The 16802-nt window shown below is 62.6% G+C and carries 15 protein-coding genes and 1 pseudogene; 6 read left to right on the top strand and 10 right to left on the bottom strand.

Annotated features, from left to right (window positions below; translation table 11 throughout):
• The first annotated feature begins 3 nt into the window (after positions 1–3).
• Positions 4–852 carry a peptidyl-prolyl cis-trans isomerase gene (locus FHX03_RS17535; RefSeq protein ID WP_097625701.1) on the top strand — a complete coding sequence of 283 codons (849 nt, stop codon included), beginning with the start codon at positions 4–6 and terminating at the stop codon, positions 850–852.
• The gene (locus FHX03_RS17530; RefSeq protein WP_312865340.1) at positions 849–1844 is read left to right on the top strand and encodes a HupE/UreJ family protein; all 996 of its coding nucleotides are present in this window, start codon (positions 849–851) and stop codon (positions 1842–1844) included. The genes FHX03_RS17535 and FHX03_RS17530 overlap by 4 nt, the downstream gene beginning before the upstream one ends.
• A 106-nt stretch (positions 1845–1950) precedes the next feature.
• Here the strand turns inward: FHX03_RS17530 and FHX03_RS34515 are convergent.
• Both FHX03_RS34515 and FHX03_RS17525 read right to left on the bottom strand, forming a co-directional pair.
• Positions 1951–2455, bottom strand: a pseudogene (locus FHX03_RS34515) (hypothetical protein); the annotation flags it as partial.
• A gap of 196 nt (positions 2456–2651) precedes the next feature.
• Positions 2652–3242: a hypothetical protein gene (locus tag FHX03_RS17525; protein ID WP_054183992.1), complete on the bottom strand. Its 591-nt coding sequence runs from the start codon at positions 3240–3242 to the stop codon at positions 2652–2654.
• A gap of 180 nt (positions 3243–3422) precedes the next feature.
• Here FHX03_RS17525 and FHX03_RS17520 point away from each other — a divergent pair, with 180 nt between their 5' ends.
• Positions 3423–5027 carry a hypothetical protein gene (locus FHX03_RS17520; protein ID WP_183777828.1) on the top strand — a complete coding sequence of 535 codons (1605 nt, stop codon included), beginning with the start codon at positions 3423–3425 and terminating at the stop codon, positions 5025–5027.
• Between the two features lie 34 nt (positions 5028–5061).
• Here the strand turns inward: FHX03_RS17520 and FHX03_RS17515 are convergent, their stop codons facing one another.
• The 5 genes from FHX03_RS17515 to FHX03_RS17495 form a co-directional block, all read right to left on the bottom strand.
• Complete coding sequence (locus tag FHX03_RS17515) at positions 5062–6279, bottom strand: methyltransferase family protein (RefSeq protein WP_183777829.1); 1218 nt, start codon at positions 6277–6279, stop codon at positions 5062–5064.
• Between the two features lie 14 nt (positions 6280–6293).
• Positions 6294–6629 carry a hypothetical protein gene (locus tag FHX03_RS17510; protein WP_164517721.1) on the bottom strand — a complete coding sequence of 112 codons (336 nt, stop codon included), beginning with the start codon at positions 6627–6629 and terminating at the stop codon, positions 6294–6296.
• A gap of 24 nt (positions 6630–6653) precedes the next feature.
• Positions 6654–9236: a caspase family protein gene (locus FHX03_RS17505; protein WP_183777830.1), complete on the bottom strand. Its 2583-nt coding sequence runs from the start codon at positions 9234–9236 to the stop codon at positions 6654–6656.
• Between the two features lie 245 nt (positions 9237–9481).
• The gene (locus FHX03_RS17500; protein ID WP_183777831.1) at positions 9482–10759 is read right to left on the bottom strand and encodes an L-fuconate dehydratase; all 1278 of its coding nucleotides are present in this window, start codon (positions 10757–10759) and stop codon (positions 9482–9484) included.
• An 80-nt stretch (positions 10760–10839) separates the two neighbouring features.
• The gene (locus FHX03_RS17495; RefSeq protein ID WP_097625697.1) at positions 10840–11574 is read right to left on the bottom strand and encodes an SDR family oxidoreductase; all 735 of its coding nucleotides are present in this window, start codon (positions 11572–11574) and stop codon (positions 10840–10842) included.
• A gap of 303 nt (positions 11575–11877) precedes the next feature.
• On the opposite strand from FHX03_RS17495, the gene FHX03_RS17490 reads away from it, so the two are divergent.
• The 3 genes from FHX03_RS17490 to FHX03_RS17480 all read left to right on the top strand — a co-directional run bounded on the left by FHX03_RS17490 (position 11878) and on the right by FHX03_RS17480 (position 14345).
• Positions 11878–12663, top strand: coding sequence for an IclR family transcriptional regulator (locus FHX03_RS17490; protein WP_097625696.1), 786 nt, complete (start codon positions 11878–11880; stop codon positions 12661–12663).
• 238 nt (positions 12664–12901) lie between these two features.
• Positions 12902–13738: an amidohydrolase family protein gene (locus FHX03_RS17485; RefSeq protein ID WP_097625695.1), complete on the top strand. Its 837-nt coding sequence runs from the start codon at positions 12902–12904 to the stop codon at positions 13736–13738.
• A 202-nt stretch (positions 13739–13940) separates the two neighbouring features.
• On the top strand, positions 13941–14345 hold the full coding sequence (locus tag FHX03_RS17480; RefSeq protein WP_097625694.1) for a helix-turn-helix domain-containing protein: 405 nt from the start codon (positions 13941–13943) through the stop codon (positions 14343–14345).
• 112 nt (positions 14346–14457) lie between these two features.
• Here the strand turns inward: FHX03_RS17480 and FHX03_RS17475 are convergent, their stop codons facing one another.
• The 3 genes from FHX03_RS17475 to FHX03_RS17465 form a co-directional block, all read right to left on the bottom strand.
• Positions 14458–14724, bottom strand: a complete 267-nt coding sequence (locus FHX03_RS17475; protein WP_003594963.1) for a hypothetical protein — start codon at positions 14722–14724, stop codon at positions 14458–14460.
• Between the two features lie 65 nt (positions 14725–14789).
• A complete protein-coding gene (locus FHX03_RS17470; protein WP_183777832.1) occupies positions 14790–15533 on the bottom strand; it encodes a TfuA-like protein in 744 nt (247 codons plus the stop codon).
• Positions 15530–16792: a YcaO-like family protein gene (locus FHX03_RS17465; protein WP_183777833.1), complete on the bottom strand. Its 1263-nt coding sequence runs from the start codon at positions 16790–16792 to the stop codon at positions 15530–15532. Before FHX03_RS17465 ends, FHX03_RS17470 begins: the two co-directional genes overlap by 4 nt.
• Positions 16793–16802 lie beyond the last annotated feature (10 nt).

Raw genomic sequence — 16802 nt, 5'->3', positions numbered from 1 at the left:
CCGGTGCTGAAGCGCGTTCTCAAAGAACCCCTCGTGCATTTTCTGGCGCTCGCGCTCGCGATCTTCGCCGGCTACGCGCTGGTCGGCGCCGGCGAAAGGCAGGAACGCATCGCCGTTACCGCGCCGAAGATCGAGCAGATGGCGACCTTATTCACCAAGACCTGGCAGCGTCCGCCGAGCGCGGCGGAGCTCAAGGGGCTGATCGACGATTATGTGAAGGAGGAAGTCCTCGTCCGTCAGGCGCTCGCCCTCGGGCTCGACAGGGACGATGCGGTGGTCAGGCGGCGCCTTCGCCAGAAGATGGAGTTCCTGAACACGGCGGACGCCGAGGCGCTGGAGCCGACCGACGCGGAACTCGAAGCCTATCTCACCAGCAACGCCGACGCGTTCAGGATCAAGGGCATGCTGGCCTTCGAGCAGGTGTTCCTGAGCCCGCAGCGGCACGGCGGCCGGGCCAAAGAGGAGGCCGGCTCCATCCTCCAGATTCTGCTGTCCGATCCGGAGGCGAACCGCTCGCTGCTCGGCGACGCCACGCTGCTGCCGCCCGAGGCTGCGCTCTCCGACAGCGCTTCGATCACGCAGACCTTTGGGGCCGATTTCGCCAAGGCGCTCGACCAGGCACCCGTCGATCAATGGATCGGGCCGGTCGTGTCCGGTTTCGGACTGCACCTCGTGCGGGTGACGGAGCGTGTGCCTGACCGTACGCCCTCGCTCGGCGAAGTGCGTGACGCCGTCGCGCGGGAGTGGACGAACGCCAGGCGCAGCGAACTCGAAGACCAGCAATTTGCGAAGCTTCTCAAGGGTTATACGGTGACGATCGAGAGCCTCGTCGGCAAAGAGACCGGCCGGTGAAGCCGATCGGCAGAATATTCGCATTCCTGCTTGCTGTGCTGCTTGCTGCGGCAGCCCGGGCGCACGAGGTCCGCCCGGCCTATCTCGACATGCGCGAAACCGCCACCGGCACGTTCGCCGTCGTCTGGAAGGTGCCGGCGCAAGGCGAGATGCGCCTCGGGCTTCATGCGCGGCTGCCGGCCGCCTGCGCGGAGAATTCCGAGCCGGTTCGGTCGATCGAGCAGGGCGCCTATTTCGAGCGCTGGAACGTCGCGTGCGCGGGTGGCCTGAAAGGCGGCGAGATCAACATCGACGGCCTCAAGTCGACGCTGACCGAAGCGCTGGTGCGCATTGAATATGCCAGTGGAGATACCGAGCTTGCGCGCCTCCTGCCCGATCGGCCGCGCTTCGTGGCGGCCGGCACGCAGACGAGCATCGAAGTGGCGCGAACCTACTTCCTGTTCGGCGTCGACCACATTCTCTCCGGCCTCGATCACCTGCTCTTCGTGCTTGCGCTCATCCTGCTAATCCGAAACCGCTGGATGCTGCTCAAGACCATCACGGCGTTTACGATCGCCCACAGCATCACACTGGCTGGAGCGTCGCTTGGATATTTCAGCCTGCCCCAAAGGCCGGTGGAAGCCACGATCGCGCTCAGCATTGCGTTTGTGGCGCGCGAACTGGTCAAGACGGAACCGGGCGGGAGGCGGCTGTCCGAGAGCTATCCCTGGCTCGTGGCCTTCGCGTTCGGACTGCTGCACGGCTTCGGCTTCGCCGGCGCATTGAAGGAAACCGGCCTGCCGCAATCGGACGTGCCGCTGAGCCTCTTGACGTTCAATCTGGGCGTTGAGGCGGGGCAGCTCATCTTCGTTGCGGCGATCCTGGTCCTGTTCAGGATCGGAGCCGCTCTGGTCGCCTTGCCGCTGGCGCCGACCCGCCGGCTCGGCGCCTACGCGATCGGCACGGCGTCAATGTTGTGGCTCGTTCCCAGGATCGCCGGTCTCGGGATATGAGAGATGGCGCGGAACAAGGATCGGCTGGAAACCTGCCGCGCTTTAGCTCTTCGTTTTGATGCATGTCGTTATCCCGGAACCGCTGCACACTTCCGGGCGACATGCATTAGAAGTGTATCACCAGCCCCAACATCGGGCCCTGCTGGACGACGTCGAAGACAAAGTCGTCGTTGCTGTAATCCACCCCGAGCGCGCGGTACCCGGCAACGGCCGAGACGTTGTCGGGAACCGGTAGCCGATCGCAGCGGCAACGTCCCAATCGAGGTCAGCGCCGCCGGCGCCGACGAGTCCCCAGCCGGTCAGGTAGACCTCCGGGGTAATGGCGTAAGTGCCTTTGAAGCCGACCAAGCCGTCCACCCAGGTTGCGTTATCCGTTCTGGAGCGCCCGCCCAGAATGCCGCCGTGGAAGGAAAGCTCGCTTTCCACGGACCAGACAAGCAGGCCGCCGCCGACATCCAGCCGCGCGGAACGGTCTTCGAAAACCGCATAACGGCGCCGAGGAAGCCTGCGAAGGTCTCACTCGATAGCTCGACACCGGTTGCCAGAAACCCTCTCGGGGTGCCGGCTTGACCCGAGATCTTCGTGTACATCACATCGTCAACTATGCTGTAGTTGGCCAAACAATTTTCGAGACGCCGTATCATAGCGTGCTGTCGGGCTACAGGTTTCCTGGTTTTTCCTGGTTTTTCCTGGTTTTGCACTATCTTCGACAATCGAAGGGGCGCGTTAATTGACCGAGGCGCCGGTCGATCCTGCGGGCTCCTTTTGCGCCAACCGAATGCTTCAATCCGTTGCTTTGGCGCCGGGTCAGAGGATCTTCAATTGCTGCAGGCTGAGGCGCAGATCCCGCAGCATTTCGCCGAAGATCTCCTCGATCGTTCCCGTCGACCAGACGACCATGGTGCCATAGGGCGAGCGCTTGCGCTGCATGAAGCCGGCGGTCTCGAAATCGATCAGCGTCTTGCGGCAGGTCTCGCTCGACATCACCGCCACCAGGAACCGGGCGAGATTGGACTGGTCGATGGCGCCTGATTTCTCCGCCCAGTTCTGGATCAGCCGCGGCTTGGTGTCGGCGGTGAACATCGAGGCGAGCGCGCGATCCTGCGACAGCCCCAGGCGCTGCAGCTTGGCCGGATCGCGGGTCAGCGAAACCACGTAATCATTGTGCAGATCGGCGAAGCGCTCGATATCCTCGGCCGTGTTGATGCCGAAGACCTTCATCGAGTAGAGAAATTCGGCCATCAGATAGGTCGGCTCGGAGCGCAGTTGGGCCAGATGCTTGTCATCGGTGCTTTGCGAGGCGGCGCAGACCCGATCGGAGAAGCCTATCCTTGCGGCGCGCACCTGCTCCAGCAGGCTGATATCGAGCGCCAGTTCGTCACCGTTCCATTCCAGCATAAGCATTTCCCGCCAGCAAATCTTCGAGACGATGTTCTTGTACTATCGCCGGCGCCAATCTCCAAATCGTTTGGAAAGCAACGGCTTGCTGACAAGGCGCATCTATCTTACCATTTCGAAGACTTGACGGTCAGAGAAGGCCGAGCCGGCCTGACATCGTCCTGTTCGGGGGTCGAGGACATGCGTAGTTTTGGGTCGCATATTCTGATTGCCGCGGCACTTGCGGTCGCCTCGCCGGTTTTTGCCGAAGACACGACGATTATAGAGCTTCGCAGCGGCGATGGCGGCCGCTCGGTTGGCATTATTTCCGCCAGTGAGGAAGTCGAGGCATCGGGACCTGCGGCGATCACCGTCGGCGACGACGGCACCATCTATATTCTCGACCAGAACAATGGCCGCGTGATCGCCATCGACGCCGAGCGCTCGCAGGCCGAGCCCGAAATCCTGCCGCTGCCGGAAAATGCCAGCCCGGAAGATCTGGCCGTCGTCCACAACGAACTCTACCTCTGGTCGGACGGTGTCGTGCCCCTCGAACGCTCCACCGAGGCCGATGGAAGGTCGCAGACGCTGCGCGCCGTCGATGGCGGCGATGCCGACGATTACACCCGCTCGGTCTTTGCCTCGATGGGCTCGGTGCCGCCGGGGCCGCTGAACAGCATCGTCGATGAGATCGGGCGCAGCACCAGCCGGCCGGCGCCCCGCCCGCCGGTCATTCAATATGTGCCGAGCCGTGGGCTCGGCGATATTGTCGCCGAAGTCTCGGCTGCAAACGACAAGGCGGAGATCCTGCTGCGGCGCAGCAGCTCGGAGGAGAATTTCCTGTCGCTGCCGCTGACTGCCGAGGGCCGCATCGGCACCGTCGAACTTCTCGACATCGACACGACTGGCAGGCCCTATGCGCTGGTCGAACTCGTTCCTGCCGATCAGCCAGAGCGCACCGGCATGCTGGTGGTGCGCTTTACGCCCAACGGGGCGATCGACCGGGTCTACGACCTGCCGATCGACCCCGGCACGGTCTTTTCCCGGCGTTTCGTGGCGATCGGTCCGCGCGGCGACGTGCTCTATCTCAAATCGCAGGAAAGCCGGGCGCAGGTGCTGCGGCTCGACGGCCGCGACCCTGGCCGAAAGCTTGCCGTCGCGCGGCCGGCAAAACCGCTCAATGCCGGCAAGCCGGGCAAGGCGCCGAAACTGGCGATCGTGCCGAAGTCGCGCAGCGACGTCATCGAGCGGGCGATCGGCTTCGAGACACTGAACTGGCTGGTGACGTCATCAGCCTACGGCAAGGACCCAGGGCCCGGCTGCATCAACATGAACCGGCTGCGCCGGCCGATCTACCTGATCGGCAAGCGCGGCCAAACGGTGAAGGGCGTTCCCTATTGCTGGGGCTGCAAGACCCGGCTCGAGGATTTCATGGACGGCGTCGAAAAGGGCCAGACCGCCGGCAATGTCTGCACCAAGAGTGCGCCGCAAACCAATATTCTCGGCGTCGACTGTTCCGGTTTCGTCAGCGACGCCTGGGGCCTGAAGATGCATGTCTCGACGCGCGCCATCCCGGGCATCACCAAACGCGTCGCCGACCCCTGGTCGATGCGGCCGGGCGACGCGCTGAACAAGCCCGGCTCGCATGTGCTGTTGTTCATGCGCTTCACCGACGACCGCAAGGTCGAGGTGATGGAGGCCTCGCCCAACGCCTGCAAGGGCCGCGTCTGCCGCAACACCTATTCGCTCGGCAGCCTCTTGATGCGCGGCTACCAGCCGGTGCGCTTCAAGGGGCTGGATGGGTGAAGGACGGGAGCGTCTAGGACGTTCCTTGCGCTTTTCAGACGCGCGGCACGGTCGGCGCCAGCCGCCGCTTCGCCATTGCCAGAAGTCCATGCGCGGCGACAGTCTCCGCATATTGCCGATAGACGGGATCTCGGCTCAGCATGCGCTCTTCGGCGCGGGCGCGCAGCAGATAGATCAGACTGACGATCGCCAGCATGCCAGCTCGTGCCAATCCTTCGGCAAGACCGCTGGCGACGAAGCTCGGGGCTGCAAACAGCCACCAGGAGATGTTCTTCGAGAGGTAGGCCGGATGTTTTACGAAGCGGTAGGGGCCTGACGTAATGATGCCGCGATGGGTCAGGTTGGAAAAGCGCGGCCCGAAGGCAATGGTCGCCCAGACGTAGATTATCGCGCAGGCCAGCGTCGCAACGCTCCAGACGAAGTAGACCACCGATCCCTCCTGGATAACGCTCTCCCAACCCGGCCCGGCGCCATAGGGCACGAAGGCGCTGGAAATCGCCGGGAAGAACGGCTCGTAGCAGATGAGGCAGACGAGCCAGCCGAGCGCCGTCGTCTCCGTCGCCCTGACATGCCATCCGAACAGTTTGAACGTGGCGATATAGCCGCCGGCCGCCAGGATGACGTCGAGAAGGAAGACAAGCCGCAGCAAGCCTTCGAACCAGGCGGCTGAAAATGGAGGAAACAGCCAGGCCGGTCTGTCGGCAAGATCGGAAAGCGCCGCTATGCCGCTTGAAAACATCAGCACGAGGAAGAAGCATTTAATCGTCAGCAGGCGCAGTGCGAACAGTACGTCTTCTTCGCGAAAATCCTGCATCAGCACCGCACGTCCGACCTGATTGAGATAATCGTCGGGCTCCTCGGCGACGAGATCGGTGACCGCGACGTAGAGAATGGTGGCGCCGGCAAGGACGATGGAAATGGGGATGGTCGTGTGGCCAGCCCCGATGAACCATTGGACCGCCGACGACTGCGTGAAAAACGGAAAGACCGAGCAGGCGATGACGATAGCACCCAAAAGCGCGGCGAGGCCGACAAGCTTGGTCCCGATGCGCCGCCAGAAGAGGGCCGAAGCTTCGTTCCGCCTCTGTCTCGACACCCAAACCCCTCGGGTGGCTGGCATGCCGTCAACGACGAACCAAACGAAGACAAGGCAGAACAGCGCAAGTGCCATCGCCTTGCCGGGCTCAAGCAGCAGATAATTCGAGAGCGCAATGCCGGCGACGCCTCCGATAAGGGTCGCAGCCTGAATCATGAAGGATCCTGCCCCTACCAGGACGGGCCGCCGCTCGAAGAGTTGCCGGAGCTAGAAGAACCACCGGAACTCGATGATCCGCCGCCCATGCCACCGGAACCGGAGCCGGAATTCGAACCGGAGTCATTGCCGGAACGGCCAAAAGCCGTTTCATTGCTCTTTGCCACCACCTTTTTGACAGTGGGCGTCGTTTTCCTGGTCGGCGTGGCGTTCGGGGTATTCCTATTCGGCTCGTCGCTGGCGAACAGCGTCTTGGCCCCCGGGTCGAACACACAACTCTGTAGGATAGCGGCTGAGCCCGCGATGAAGGTAGAGCACAATAGCACACGGATGATGAGCTTGCTGTTCATGTAGGGCGCCCCCGGTTCGCCATTTCAGAAGAGATCGTACCTCGGATTTCGCTTTACCCATGTCGCCTTGGCGAGCTTGACGAGCCTGTCATCGATCGACTTAGATTTTGGAATTGTTTTTTGCTCCTGAGCAGTCAGGTCGGCGATAAAGGCGGCTTCTGCGTTCTTCTTCGCAGCATTGGGCAGCCTCTTGAGTTCTGCCAAAGCCTGGTTCTTCGGATCGCCGCTGCCCGGCAAGTTGATGGCGGTCGCCAGCGCGAAATAATGCGCCGCCGTCGCAAGGCTGTCATCACCGCCGCCTTCTTCCTTCGCCAGGACGGCACGGTCGAAAGCACCCCAGTAGTCGCCGCGTTCGGCGCCCATCTCCAGCCACTTTACCGCTTCCGTCTTATCTGCGGTAACGCCAACGCCGTCACGATACATGCGCCCGAGATTTGTCGGGGCATGAGGCTGTCCGCCTTCTGCAGCCCGCGTGAAAAGGTCAAGTGCCTTGGTAAGATCCTGAGGGGCGCCTTTTCCAAAGCGATAGACCAGGGCGAGATTGTTCAGGGAGTAGATGTCGTTGCGTTCGACGCCGGCCTCATAGAAGCGAATACCGCGCTCGGGATCGGCTGGGACGTTGACGCCGTTCAGGAAGATATATCCGAGCTCGTTCATCGCATAGGTATGGCCAAGGTCGGCGGCCTGCAGCATCATCCGCAATCCCTCTTGCTGATTGGCCTTGGTACCACGGCCGTAGTAGAGAGCTTTGCCGTAGCTGTGCAGGGCGAAGGGATCGCCCTTGGCGGCGCCCCCTTTAGCAATCTCGCTGGCCTTGGCGGCATCACGTGGAACGGAAGCGCCAAACTCATAAAGGCTCGACAATTCCTGAATCGCCCGAACATGCCCGGCATCCATCGCCTTCTTGATCGTGGCGAAAGCCGTCTTGGTGTCGCGGTTGGCGAGCTGGGCGCGGCCGAGCTGGTAGACGAAGCGGGCAACCTCGGGGTAGGCCTTCACCGCTTCCGTGCAGGCAGGCAGGGCCACATTCGGGTCGATCTCGTTCGGCAGCTTGCCTGCGGTCACGCCCTGCAGGTCGAGGGCGGCGGCGGCTGATGTGTCGCAGGCATCGAGCACCGGCTTGAAGGTGACGGTCGCAGCCGGCAGGTTGTCATTGGCCGCCTGCAGCGTCAGGGCGAAAGGCTGGTTTTCCGTGCCGATCTGCGGCTCGTAGGAAAGGCCCGGAATGTCGGCTGCCTCAAGCACATGGCCGAGCCCGATCACCCGGCCTCCGGCCCGCAGCGTGCCCTTGTCGGGCAAGGCCGCGACCTTGAAGGTCATTTCGGCGGCCGATGCCGGAACGACCGGCAGGCTTGTCTTGACGGGGCCGACGCCGATCGGCGTGTCGACGTCGCGCGGCAGCGTTTTCAGATAGGCATCGGCGTCGGCAAGCCGCACCTGCTTTTGCTGCTCGAGCTGGGCGAGCTTGGCCCCGGCATCCGCCGAGACGGTGATCGCGACGACGCCCTGCGTCGCCTGACCATAGGGATCGCTGACGGTGTAACCGATCAGGCCGACGGTTCCGGCGCTAACGCCTGAGGAATCATAGGTGAGTGCCGTGAGCGCCGCGGCCGGCATCTTGGCGCCCTGCTCGACCGGCTTGCCGTCGAAGCTGAGCTTGCCGGTCTGCGGAAGCTGGTTGAGGGTGACGAGCAGCGCCGAGCCGGTCTCGTCATGCGGCGGAGCGATCGGCAGCTTGGTGGCGGCAGCCCCTTCCGGCACGCTCACCTGCTGCATCGGCTCGACGCTCGGCGGCGGCGGCGCCGGAATGAAATAGAAGCTGTCCATCAGCGAGGAGTTTTCCCAGGGGACCTGCTTGCCGCCGGTCATGGCGATCACGTCGCGGCGCACATCGGTCAGCACCTGGCGGATTTCCTTGTTGGGTTCGCTGGCGCGTTTGATGAAGGATTCGGAATAGGGGCTGAGCGCTCCGGTGCCGTCGAGCGCCACCTGGCCCGGTTCGGTGGAGAAGGCGATCAGGCTGCCGAGATCGCTGTCGATGCGCGCAAGACCGCGGGTGGCGCCGACCGGCTCCAGTTTTTCCGCCATCCAGAATTTCTGGGCGTTGAAGGGGTTGTTGCGGCAGGCATCGAGGAAGATCAGCTGCACCCGCGAATTCTGCTTGAGGTGGTTGAGGATGAGGTCGAGCGGCATGGTCTGCGTCTCGACGTCATAGGGTGTCTCGAGCGTCGCATCGACCGGCACGAGGAAATTCTGCCCGCCCACCTGGATGCCGTGGCCGGAATAATAGATCAGGCCGGCCTCGGCATTGCTGGTCGAACGCAGGAAGCGGCGCACCGTATCCTCTAGCCCGATGCGGTCGACATTGACGCCGATCGTTACGTCGAAACCGGCCGCGCGCAACGTGGTCGCGACCTCTTCGACATCATTGGCGGGATTGGGAAGCGAGGGCAGCGTCTTATAGACCGAGTTGCCGATGACCAGGGCAACGCGGCGGCCGTTCTCACCTTCGGTGATGGCCGCATATGCGGTGGCCGTCGACAGCAGTATTGCTGCGATGGTCAGCAGATAGGCGCACAGTCTCTTGACGTAATGAAACTTGGGCATGGCTCGATCGCAAACATTCTATTGTTTAAGTTCAATAAAATTTGCTGGCCTGCTGGTGCTGGGCCCCCTCCGCATTCACTCTTTGAAAATATTCCTCACTGCTAAAAAAAGCAAGCTTCGCCCGCCTCCAAGTGAATTGGAGCAGTCCCGTCAGATTGGAAGCCCATCGGCGTCAGGAAAGACTGTCGAAAACAGGAAATTATCCTGCGGCCGGCAGCGGATACGTCGGAGCCGGCGAAGTTTTCTTAGCTTGGAAACGTATAGTTGCTGATCGAGGCCGGTTTCATCTCGATCGAGAAGCCCGGCTGAGTGGGCGGCATATAGGCGGCGTTCTCGATCCGGCAGGGGTCGAGGAAGTGTTCGTGCAGGTGATCGACATATTCGATGACGCGGCCTTCCTTGGTTCCGGAGACGGCGATGTAGTCGATCATCGACAAATGCTGGACATATTCGCAAAGCCCGACGCCGCCGGCATGCGGCCAGACCGGCAGGCCGAACTTGGCGGCGATCAGCAGCACGGAGAGAACTTCGTTCAGCCCGCCCATCCGGCAGGAATCGATCTGGACGATGTCGATCGCGCCCTCGGCGATGAACTGCTTGAACATGATGCGGTTCTGGCACATCTCGCCGGTCGCGACCTTCACCGGTGCGATCGCCTGGCGGATCTTGCGGTGGCCGGCGACATCGTCGGGGCTGGTCGGTTCCTCGATGAAGAAGGGCTTGGCCGGGGCAAGCGCCTTGACCCAGTCGATCGCCTGGCCAACATCCCAGACCTGGTTGGCGTCGATCATCAGGTAACGATCGGGACCGATCACCTCGCGGGCGATCCGGAGGCGGCGGATATCGTCGTCCAGGTCGCGGCCGACCTTCATCTTGATATGGTTGAAGCCGGCATCGATCGCCTCCCGGCAAAGGCGGCGCAGCTTCTCGTCTTCATAGCCGAGCCAGCCGGCCGAGGTGGTGTAGCAGGCATAACCCTCCTTTTCGAGGATGGCGATGCGTTCGGCCTTGCCGGTTTCGGCGCGCTTCAGGATCTCGACCGCCTCCTCACGCGTCAGCACGTCGGTGAGATAGCGGTAGTCGACGATATCGGCGATCGCCTCCGGCGACATCTCGGCGACAAGGCGCCAGACCGGTTTTCCCGCCTGTTTGGCAAGCAGGTCCCAGACGGCGTTGACGACGGCGCCGGTCGCCAGATGAATGGCACCCTTTTCCGGGCCGATCCAGCGCAACTGGCTGTCGCTGGTCAGATGCCGCCAGAATTTGCCGGGATGGGCGAGCACCTCGGCAAGCTCGGCGCCGACGACGAGATGGCGCATCGCTTCGATCGCCATGCAGCAGATGTCGTTGCCGCGGCCGATGGTGAAGGTCAGGCCGTGGCCGGCAAGATCGGGCGTATCCGTATCGAGAATGACATAGGCGGCCGAATAATCCGGATCGGGGTTCATCGCATCCGACCCATCCAGACTTTGCGACGTGGGGAAGCGGAGATCGAAGACACGAAGGTCGGTGATGCGGGTCATGGTGTATTCTCCGTTAACGCGGTCGGCTGCCGGCGGGGCCGGATTGGCCGGCTGCGTGCCGGCCACATCGCTGAATGGGCTCAGATCGTCCAGCCGCCGTCGATGGCGATCGCCTGGCCCGAGGTGTAGGTGGCGCCGGCAAGATAGACCGCGAGATCGGCGATCTCCTCGGGCGAGCCGAGCCGGCCCATCGGCTGGCGGGCGATGAAGGCGGCGCGGGCGGCGTCATAATCGCCCTGCGCGCGCATGCGGTCCTGCAGCGACGGGCTCTCCACCGTGCCGGGGCAGATGGCGTTGCAGCGGATGCCTTCGGCGACATAATCGGCGGCGACGGATTTGGTCAGCCCGATGACGGCGGCCTTGGTGACGCCGTAGGCGAAACGGTTCGGCACGCCCTTGATGCTGGAGGCGACCGAGGCCATGTTGATGATCGACCCATCCTTGCGCTCCAGCATGCCGGGCAGCACGGCGCGGATCGTGCGAATCATCGCCTTGACGTTGAGGTCGAGGGCAAATTCGAAATCGGCATCCTTCATCTCCAGGATCGAGCCGGCATGAACGAAGCCGGCGCAGTTGAACAGCACGTCGACAGCGCCGATCTCGGCGACCAGAGCCTTGACCGCATCCTCTTCAAGCACGTTCAGCTGATGGGTGGAAACGCCGGTTTCCGCAGCTAAGGTCGCCAACGCCTCGGTATTGATGTCGGTCGCGTGGACCTTGGCGCCGGCCGCGGCAAAGGCTGTCGCCGTTGCACGGCCAATGCCCTGGCCGGCGGCGGTGATGAGAACGGTCTTGCCGGAAAGTCTGTTTGTCATGTCACGGGGCCTTTTCTGGAATTGTCTGCGCGGAACGATGGAATGCGTTTTGTCTGACGAAGGCGGGCTCACCCTTTCCCATTTTGCGCGCTGTGACCGCTCTGCGGCAAGAGAGTGCTGGCCGCCTGCCGCCTGGTTTCGTTTCGGAAGCGCGCGAGATCTCACCGGATGTCAAGCTGCGTCTTCAGCTATGATTTGTCTGTTTATAGACAAACAGACGATTAGCCAAGGGTCAAGCGCAAACTTTTCCTTTTCCGGCTGCTCTTCTGCGTATATGCAGAATGATATTCACAGGAGGAAGGAATGGAGACCGAGGAGTCAGACCGCTATCGCGCTCCGGCGCTCGACAAGGGCCTCGATATCCTGGAATTGCTCGCCGGCGTCGACAGCGGCCTCACCCAGGCCGATATCGCCAAGCGGCTCGATCGCAGCCCCAACGAATTCTACCGCATGCTCGACCGCCTGGTGCGCCGCGGTTACGTCACCCGGCTGGACGGCGACCGCTATTCGCTGACGCTGAAGCTGTTCGGCCTGGCGCAATTGCATACGCCGGTCCGCCGGCTTGCATCCTATGCGACGCCGCTGATGCGCGATCTCGCCCAGCGCACGCGCCAGGCCAATCACCTCGCCGTCTTCGACCGCGGCGCGGCTGTCGTTATTGCCCAGCAGGAGGCGCCGGACTATTGGGGCTTCTCGATCCGCATCGGCGCCCATATCAGCCTGTTCGACACCGGATCGGGGCATGTGCTGCTCGCCTTCCGCAGCGCGGAGGAGCGGGAGATGATGATCTCGGAACATGTACGCAGCCGCGCGGAGATCGAACTCGGGCCCGATTTTTACGATCGTCTCGACCAGATCCGCGAGCGCGGCTACGAGATGATGGCAAGCGCCCAGACATCAGGCGTCTACAATCTTTCCGCGCCCGTTCTCGGGCCGGACGGGCGCTGTATCGCCGCCCTCACCTGCCCCTTCATCGCGCTTGTCAATGCACCCACCGCGCCGGATATCAGCCAGGCGACCATGCTGGTGCAAAAGGCGGCCAACCAGCTGTCGCTGCTGGCCGGTGCCGACGTCGCCAATTCTGGCTGACGGGTTACTGCGAGAGCGGCCCCTCATTCCGCCTGCCGCCACCTTCTCCCCGTAAACGGAGCGAAGGGGAATAGCCGCAACCCCTCCGTTCGACACTAACGTCTCGCATGGCACGTCCCCTCGCCCCGTTTACGGGGAGAGGGTTAGAGTGAGGGGCAGCTATGGGCCGGCAATTTTTATTTGAACAATCCATTCACCAGGGATAGCTTGCGCACAGCCTGTCCTGGAGGAGAAAAGCGTGCTCATCGACACCCATCTGCACATTATCGATCGCTCAGCGCTACCCTATCCCTGGCTTTCCCAGGTGGCCGATCTCGATCACGATTTTCTCTATGAGACCTACGCGGCCGAGGCGCGGCGCTGCGGCATCACTACGGTGCTGCATATGGAGGTCGACGTCGATCCCGCCGCCATGCAGGCCGAGACCGACCATATCGCCGGCATCGCCAAAAAGACAGGCAGCCTGATTGCCGGCGCCATCGTCTCCTGCCGGCCGGAGGAAGAAGGCTTTGCCGCCTATCTCGAGCGGCAGAAGGCCGATCCCTTCGTCAAGGGATTCCGCCGCGTGCTGCATGTCGTGCCCGACGACGTGTCGGAAGGTGCTTTGTTTCGCGAAAACATCCGCCGCATCGGCGGCAGCGGCCTGACCTTCGACCTTTGCACATTGCCGCACCAGGCGGGCCGCGTCACAGCCCTCGTCGATCTGGCGCCGGATGTGCAGTTCGTGCTCGACCATTGCGGCGTGCCCGATATCCGCTCCGATGCCTACGAGCCGTGGAAGGCCGGCATCTCGGAGATCGCCCGGCGACCGAATGTCGTCTGCAAAGTCTCCGGCGTCGTTGCCTATGCCGACGCCGAGACATGGACGGCGCAGACGCTCCGGCCCTATATCGAGCATGTCATAGCAAGCTTCGGCTGGGATCGCGTCGTCTGGGGCAGCGATTGGCCGGTGTGCACGCTCGGCGGCGGCCTTTCCACCTGGGTTGCCGCGACCCATGCCGTGCTGTCCGGCAGCAGCGAGGCGGAGCGCTCCGGGCTGCTTTTCGCCAATGCCCAGCGCCTCTGGTCGCTTTGACGTCACAAAACCACATGATGTGCTGTGGCTTGCAAAAGTGCTACTCTGGCATGTCTTTTGCTTCTGTAAGGATGAAGCGACGCAGTGTATCGGTTTGGGACGACTTACCGCCGGGCAATTGCTAGCTTTAGCCATCTCAGGTAAAAGTTGTCAGACACGGATTTGGCGAATAACTTCAGTCCGTGTCCTCAGGAGGGAAAAAATGAAAGAAGAACCGCATTCCGTCGACGTTCACGTCGGAAAGACTATCCGTATTCAGCGTCTATTGAGGAAAGTATCTCAGACGGAACTGGGCGACCGCGTCGGCGTGACGTTCCAGCAGATCCAGAAATACGAAAAGGGTTCCAACCGCGTTTCCGCCAGCATGCTGGTTGAAATCGCCGGCGCGCTGAAGGTCGACGTCAGGACATTTTTCGACGATCTGTCGGCCCCCGATACGGCCAACGACAACCCGGCTCCTAGCGAGGAATTCATTATCTCGCGCGAAGGCGTGCTTCTCAATGCGGCGTTCTTTTCGATCAAGAACGAAGCTCTTCGCAAGAAGATCCTGAAGCTCGTCCAGGCGATTGCCCACACCGAACAGGTGGAAGGCGAAGCAGCCGAATAAACCAGGTCTCCTTCACGCGAATCCACTGGGCCGCATGAGGATAAATAGCGATCGGGATCAATTCGACCGGGATCGATGGTGATCGACCGGGATTGATATCCATTGATCCGGATTAATGGCGATCGATCAGGATCAGATTCTCGCTGGCGTCCTTCATTGCGATCTTGGCTTTGCTGCCGAGCAGTTTCTCGAGATTGACGTCTAGTTCCCTGTCGGGATCTATGCCGTCCCAATCGATCACGACCTGCAGCAGCGCCATGTTCGTCAGGTGCATCAGATTACGCAGCTGAAGCTTTTCAGCCTCCTCCTTGGCTGCCGACAGCAGCCGGAAGATCCTTGCGTATTCGCTGCCTGTACCTTCGTTGCGTTGTTCAAACATCGTTCCCGCCCCTTTGGCCGTGAAACCGTACGATTCCATTACCAATGCATCTTCCGCGGTGACCGTTATTCGAGCGTTACAGCAACTGCATTGCGCGTGACTTCGGCGTGCAGCAGCTCCCAGTGCGAGGTCGCGGCAAAGCGCCAGTCACGGTTGACGGGCAAGAATTCGTCCCGGCGCAGCCAATCCAGCACCAGTCGGGCGTCGTCGCGCTTGCGTTCGACACGATGCTGGCGGACCGCGGCGAGGATCTGGTCGCGGCGCGGCTTGCGGAAATGGCACTCGTCGACGACCTTGGCATAGGTGCGCTCGGAAAAATGCAGGAAACGGCCGGCAAGCAGCAGTTTCTTGCGCTCGCTGGACGAGATCTCACCACTGGTGAGAAGCGCCTCGATCGTCGGCTCGAAATCGACCCAAGGCACGGAGAGCGGCAGCCAGCCGAGCGCCTGCGGCGCATGCACCAGCGCGACGGCCTCATCGTCGAGCAGCCGCCCGGCCTCGTAATCTTCGAAGATCGAGCCGAGCCCGACCATGCCGAAAGGCGCGCATTCGGCCGCCCGCAGCGCGCCCATGCTGGCGCCGCCGGCAACGGCGACATCGTGCTCGAGCGCGAACAGAATTTCCTTGTGCCAGACCGAAGGCAGATCGCCGAAATATCCGTCGACGAGACCGATGGCGGTGGCGCCGTCGTGAACGGCCTTGAGGATGTCGCCGCAGGCAGCCGGCGGCCGGAAATCGATGCGAGGGGATGTGGCTCTTGCCGCGGCGAGATCGCTGCCAAGGCTCGGACCGACGAACAGCACCTTCATGACTGGGCTCCCCTCATGGTGTTGACCGCCCGCATGCCGAGCTGGATGTACTGGCCGGAGATATCGACCTCCAGGCCCGGCACGATGACCCTGACGACGGAGACCGGCAGAGCCCGGTGCGCAAACGGCACGACGATGATCTGCTCGATGCCGGTCGCCGCCAGCCGGCCGGCGATATGGCCGATGGTTTCCTGGATCGTTGCCGGGCGGCTCTGACGCGGCTGGAAGGCGCGCATGCGGCCGCCGCCCTCGCAAAGTTCGACCACCTGCTGCATCGCCGCGCTCTGGTCGAGCCGCTGATAGACGCGCGGCGAAAAATCGTCGCGGCTGCCGGCAATTGCGGTCAGCCGGCTCTGCGCCGCTTCGGTGATGGCGCGCAGCGCGGCGCGAACGGGATCAGGATGGCAGCCGCAGCCGCCGCAAACATGGGCCCAGCGCGCATCGACGCGGTCGGAAAGATTGCCGGGCATGATGACGGCGAGAAAGGCGGGAACGCCAATATCGGTGGTCATGTCGAGGAGCAGCAGCCGCATGCCGGCGCGTGCGATCCGGTCGGTCATGACATCGATGACTGCGTCGCCGAAGGAGACAGGATCGATGCGGCTCTCCTTCAGCCGCTCGGGCGATTTCAGCTGGGTCAGGGCCCAGGCGTCGCGCTCCACCAGTTCGCAGAGCCCGTGCAGGACGGCTTCGGATGGCGTGTTGCCGGAGGCCAGCCCATCGCTCGACTGCTCGAAACCCGGTGGCCTTTCTCCGCGATGGTCGAGGCCGACGAGCCACCAGGGCACGAAGACGCTGCTGCCGGAAAGGATATCGAGCCCGGAGCACCAGGGAATGGGTCCGCTGCCGATCTCGTCGGGCGCGCAGCGGGCGACATTGTCGAGATCGATCATGGCGGCATTTTCCGCCCGCATGCCGGCGACAGTCGCCTCCGTCAGGTCGGCGGGCGGGATTTCGGCGATCCGCGTCTCGATCGCTTCCATGGCGGCCGAGGTCATGGCGGCATCATTGTCGATGCCTTTGCCCTGGAAAACCGAGAGCGTATGGCTGTTCGGCCGCGTCGCGAATGCGACGGGGATGTTCAAAACGTCGAGCGCGGTCAGCAGGCCGACGCGCGTGATGCCGAATTCGCGCAGATGCGGCCTGATAGCTGCAAGTGTCTGAGCCGGCGTGACGGCGCGGTCATGATAATCGCTGACGCCGGCCGATGATCGTTTGAGGTCACCGGCAAGCGTTTCGAGATCGGTGAAAACAGACATCCGTTTCTGT

The sequence above is a fragment of the Rhizobium sp. BK456 genome (assembly GCF_014194045.1).
Taxonomy (GTDB): Bacteria; Pseudomonadota; Alphaproteobacteria; order Rhizobiales; family Rhizobiaceae; genus Rhizobium; species Rhizobium redzepovicii.
This window is presented reverse-complemented; position numbering and strand designations above follow the sequence as displayed.

What these genes read in the sequence shown, in the direction of transcription:
- FHX03_RS17525 (WP_054183992.1), bottom strand. Translation starts at nt 3,242, where the DNA reads ATGCTGGAATGGAACGGTGACGAACTGGCGCTCGATATCAGCCTGCTG.
- FHX03_RS17520 (WP_183777828.1), top strand. Translation starts at nt 3,423, where the DNA reads ATGCGTAGTTTTGGGTCGCATATTCTGATTGCCGCGGCACTTGCGGTC.
- FHX03_RS17515 (WP_183777829.1), bottom strand. Translation starts at nt 6,279, where the DNA reads ATGATTCAGGCTGCGACCCTTATCGGAGGCGTCGCCGGCATTGCGCTC.
- FHX03_RS17510 (WP_164517721.1), bottom strand. Translation starts at nt 6,629, where the DNA reads ATGAACAGCAAGCTCATCATCCGTGTGCTATTGTGCTCTACCTTCATC.
- FHX03_RS17505 (WP_183777830.1), bottom strand. Translation starts at nt 9,236, where the DNA reads ATGCCCAAGTTTCATTACGTCAAGAGACTGTGCGCCTATCTGCTGACC.
- FHX03_RS17500 (WP_183777831.1), bottom strand. Translation starts at nt 10,759, where the DNA reads ATGACCCGCATCACCGACCTTCGTGTCTTCGATCTCCGCTTCCCCACG.
- FHX03_RS17495 (WP_097625697.1), bottom strand. Translation starts at nt 11,574, where the DNA reads ATGACAAACAGACTTTCCGGCAAGACCGTTCTCATCACCGCCGCCGGC.
- FHX03_RS17490 (WP_097625696.1), top strand. Translation starts at nt 11,878, where the DNA reads ATGGAGACCGAGGAGTCAGACCGCTATCGCGCTCCGGCGCTCGACAAG.
- FHX03_RS17480 (WP_097625694.1), top strand. Translation starts at nt 13,941, where the DNA reads ATGAAAGAAGAACCGCATTCCGTCGACGTTCACGTCGGAAAGACTATC.
- FHX03_RS17475 (WP_003594963.1), bottom strand. Translation starts at nt 14,724, where the DNA reads ATGTTTGAACAACGCAACGAAGGTACAGGCAGCGAATACGCAAGGATC.
- FHX03_RS17470 (WP_183777832.1), bottom strand. Translation starts at nt 15,533, where the DNA reads ATGAAGGTGCTGTTCGTCGGTCCGAGCCTTGGCAGCGATCTCGCCGCG.
- FHX03_RS17465 (WP_183777833.1), bottom strand. Translation starts at nt 16,792, where the DNA reads ATGTCTGTTTTCACCGATCTCGAAACGCTTGCCGGTGACCTCAAACGA.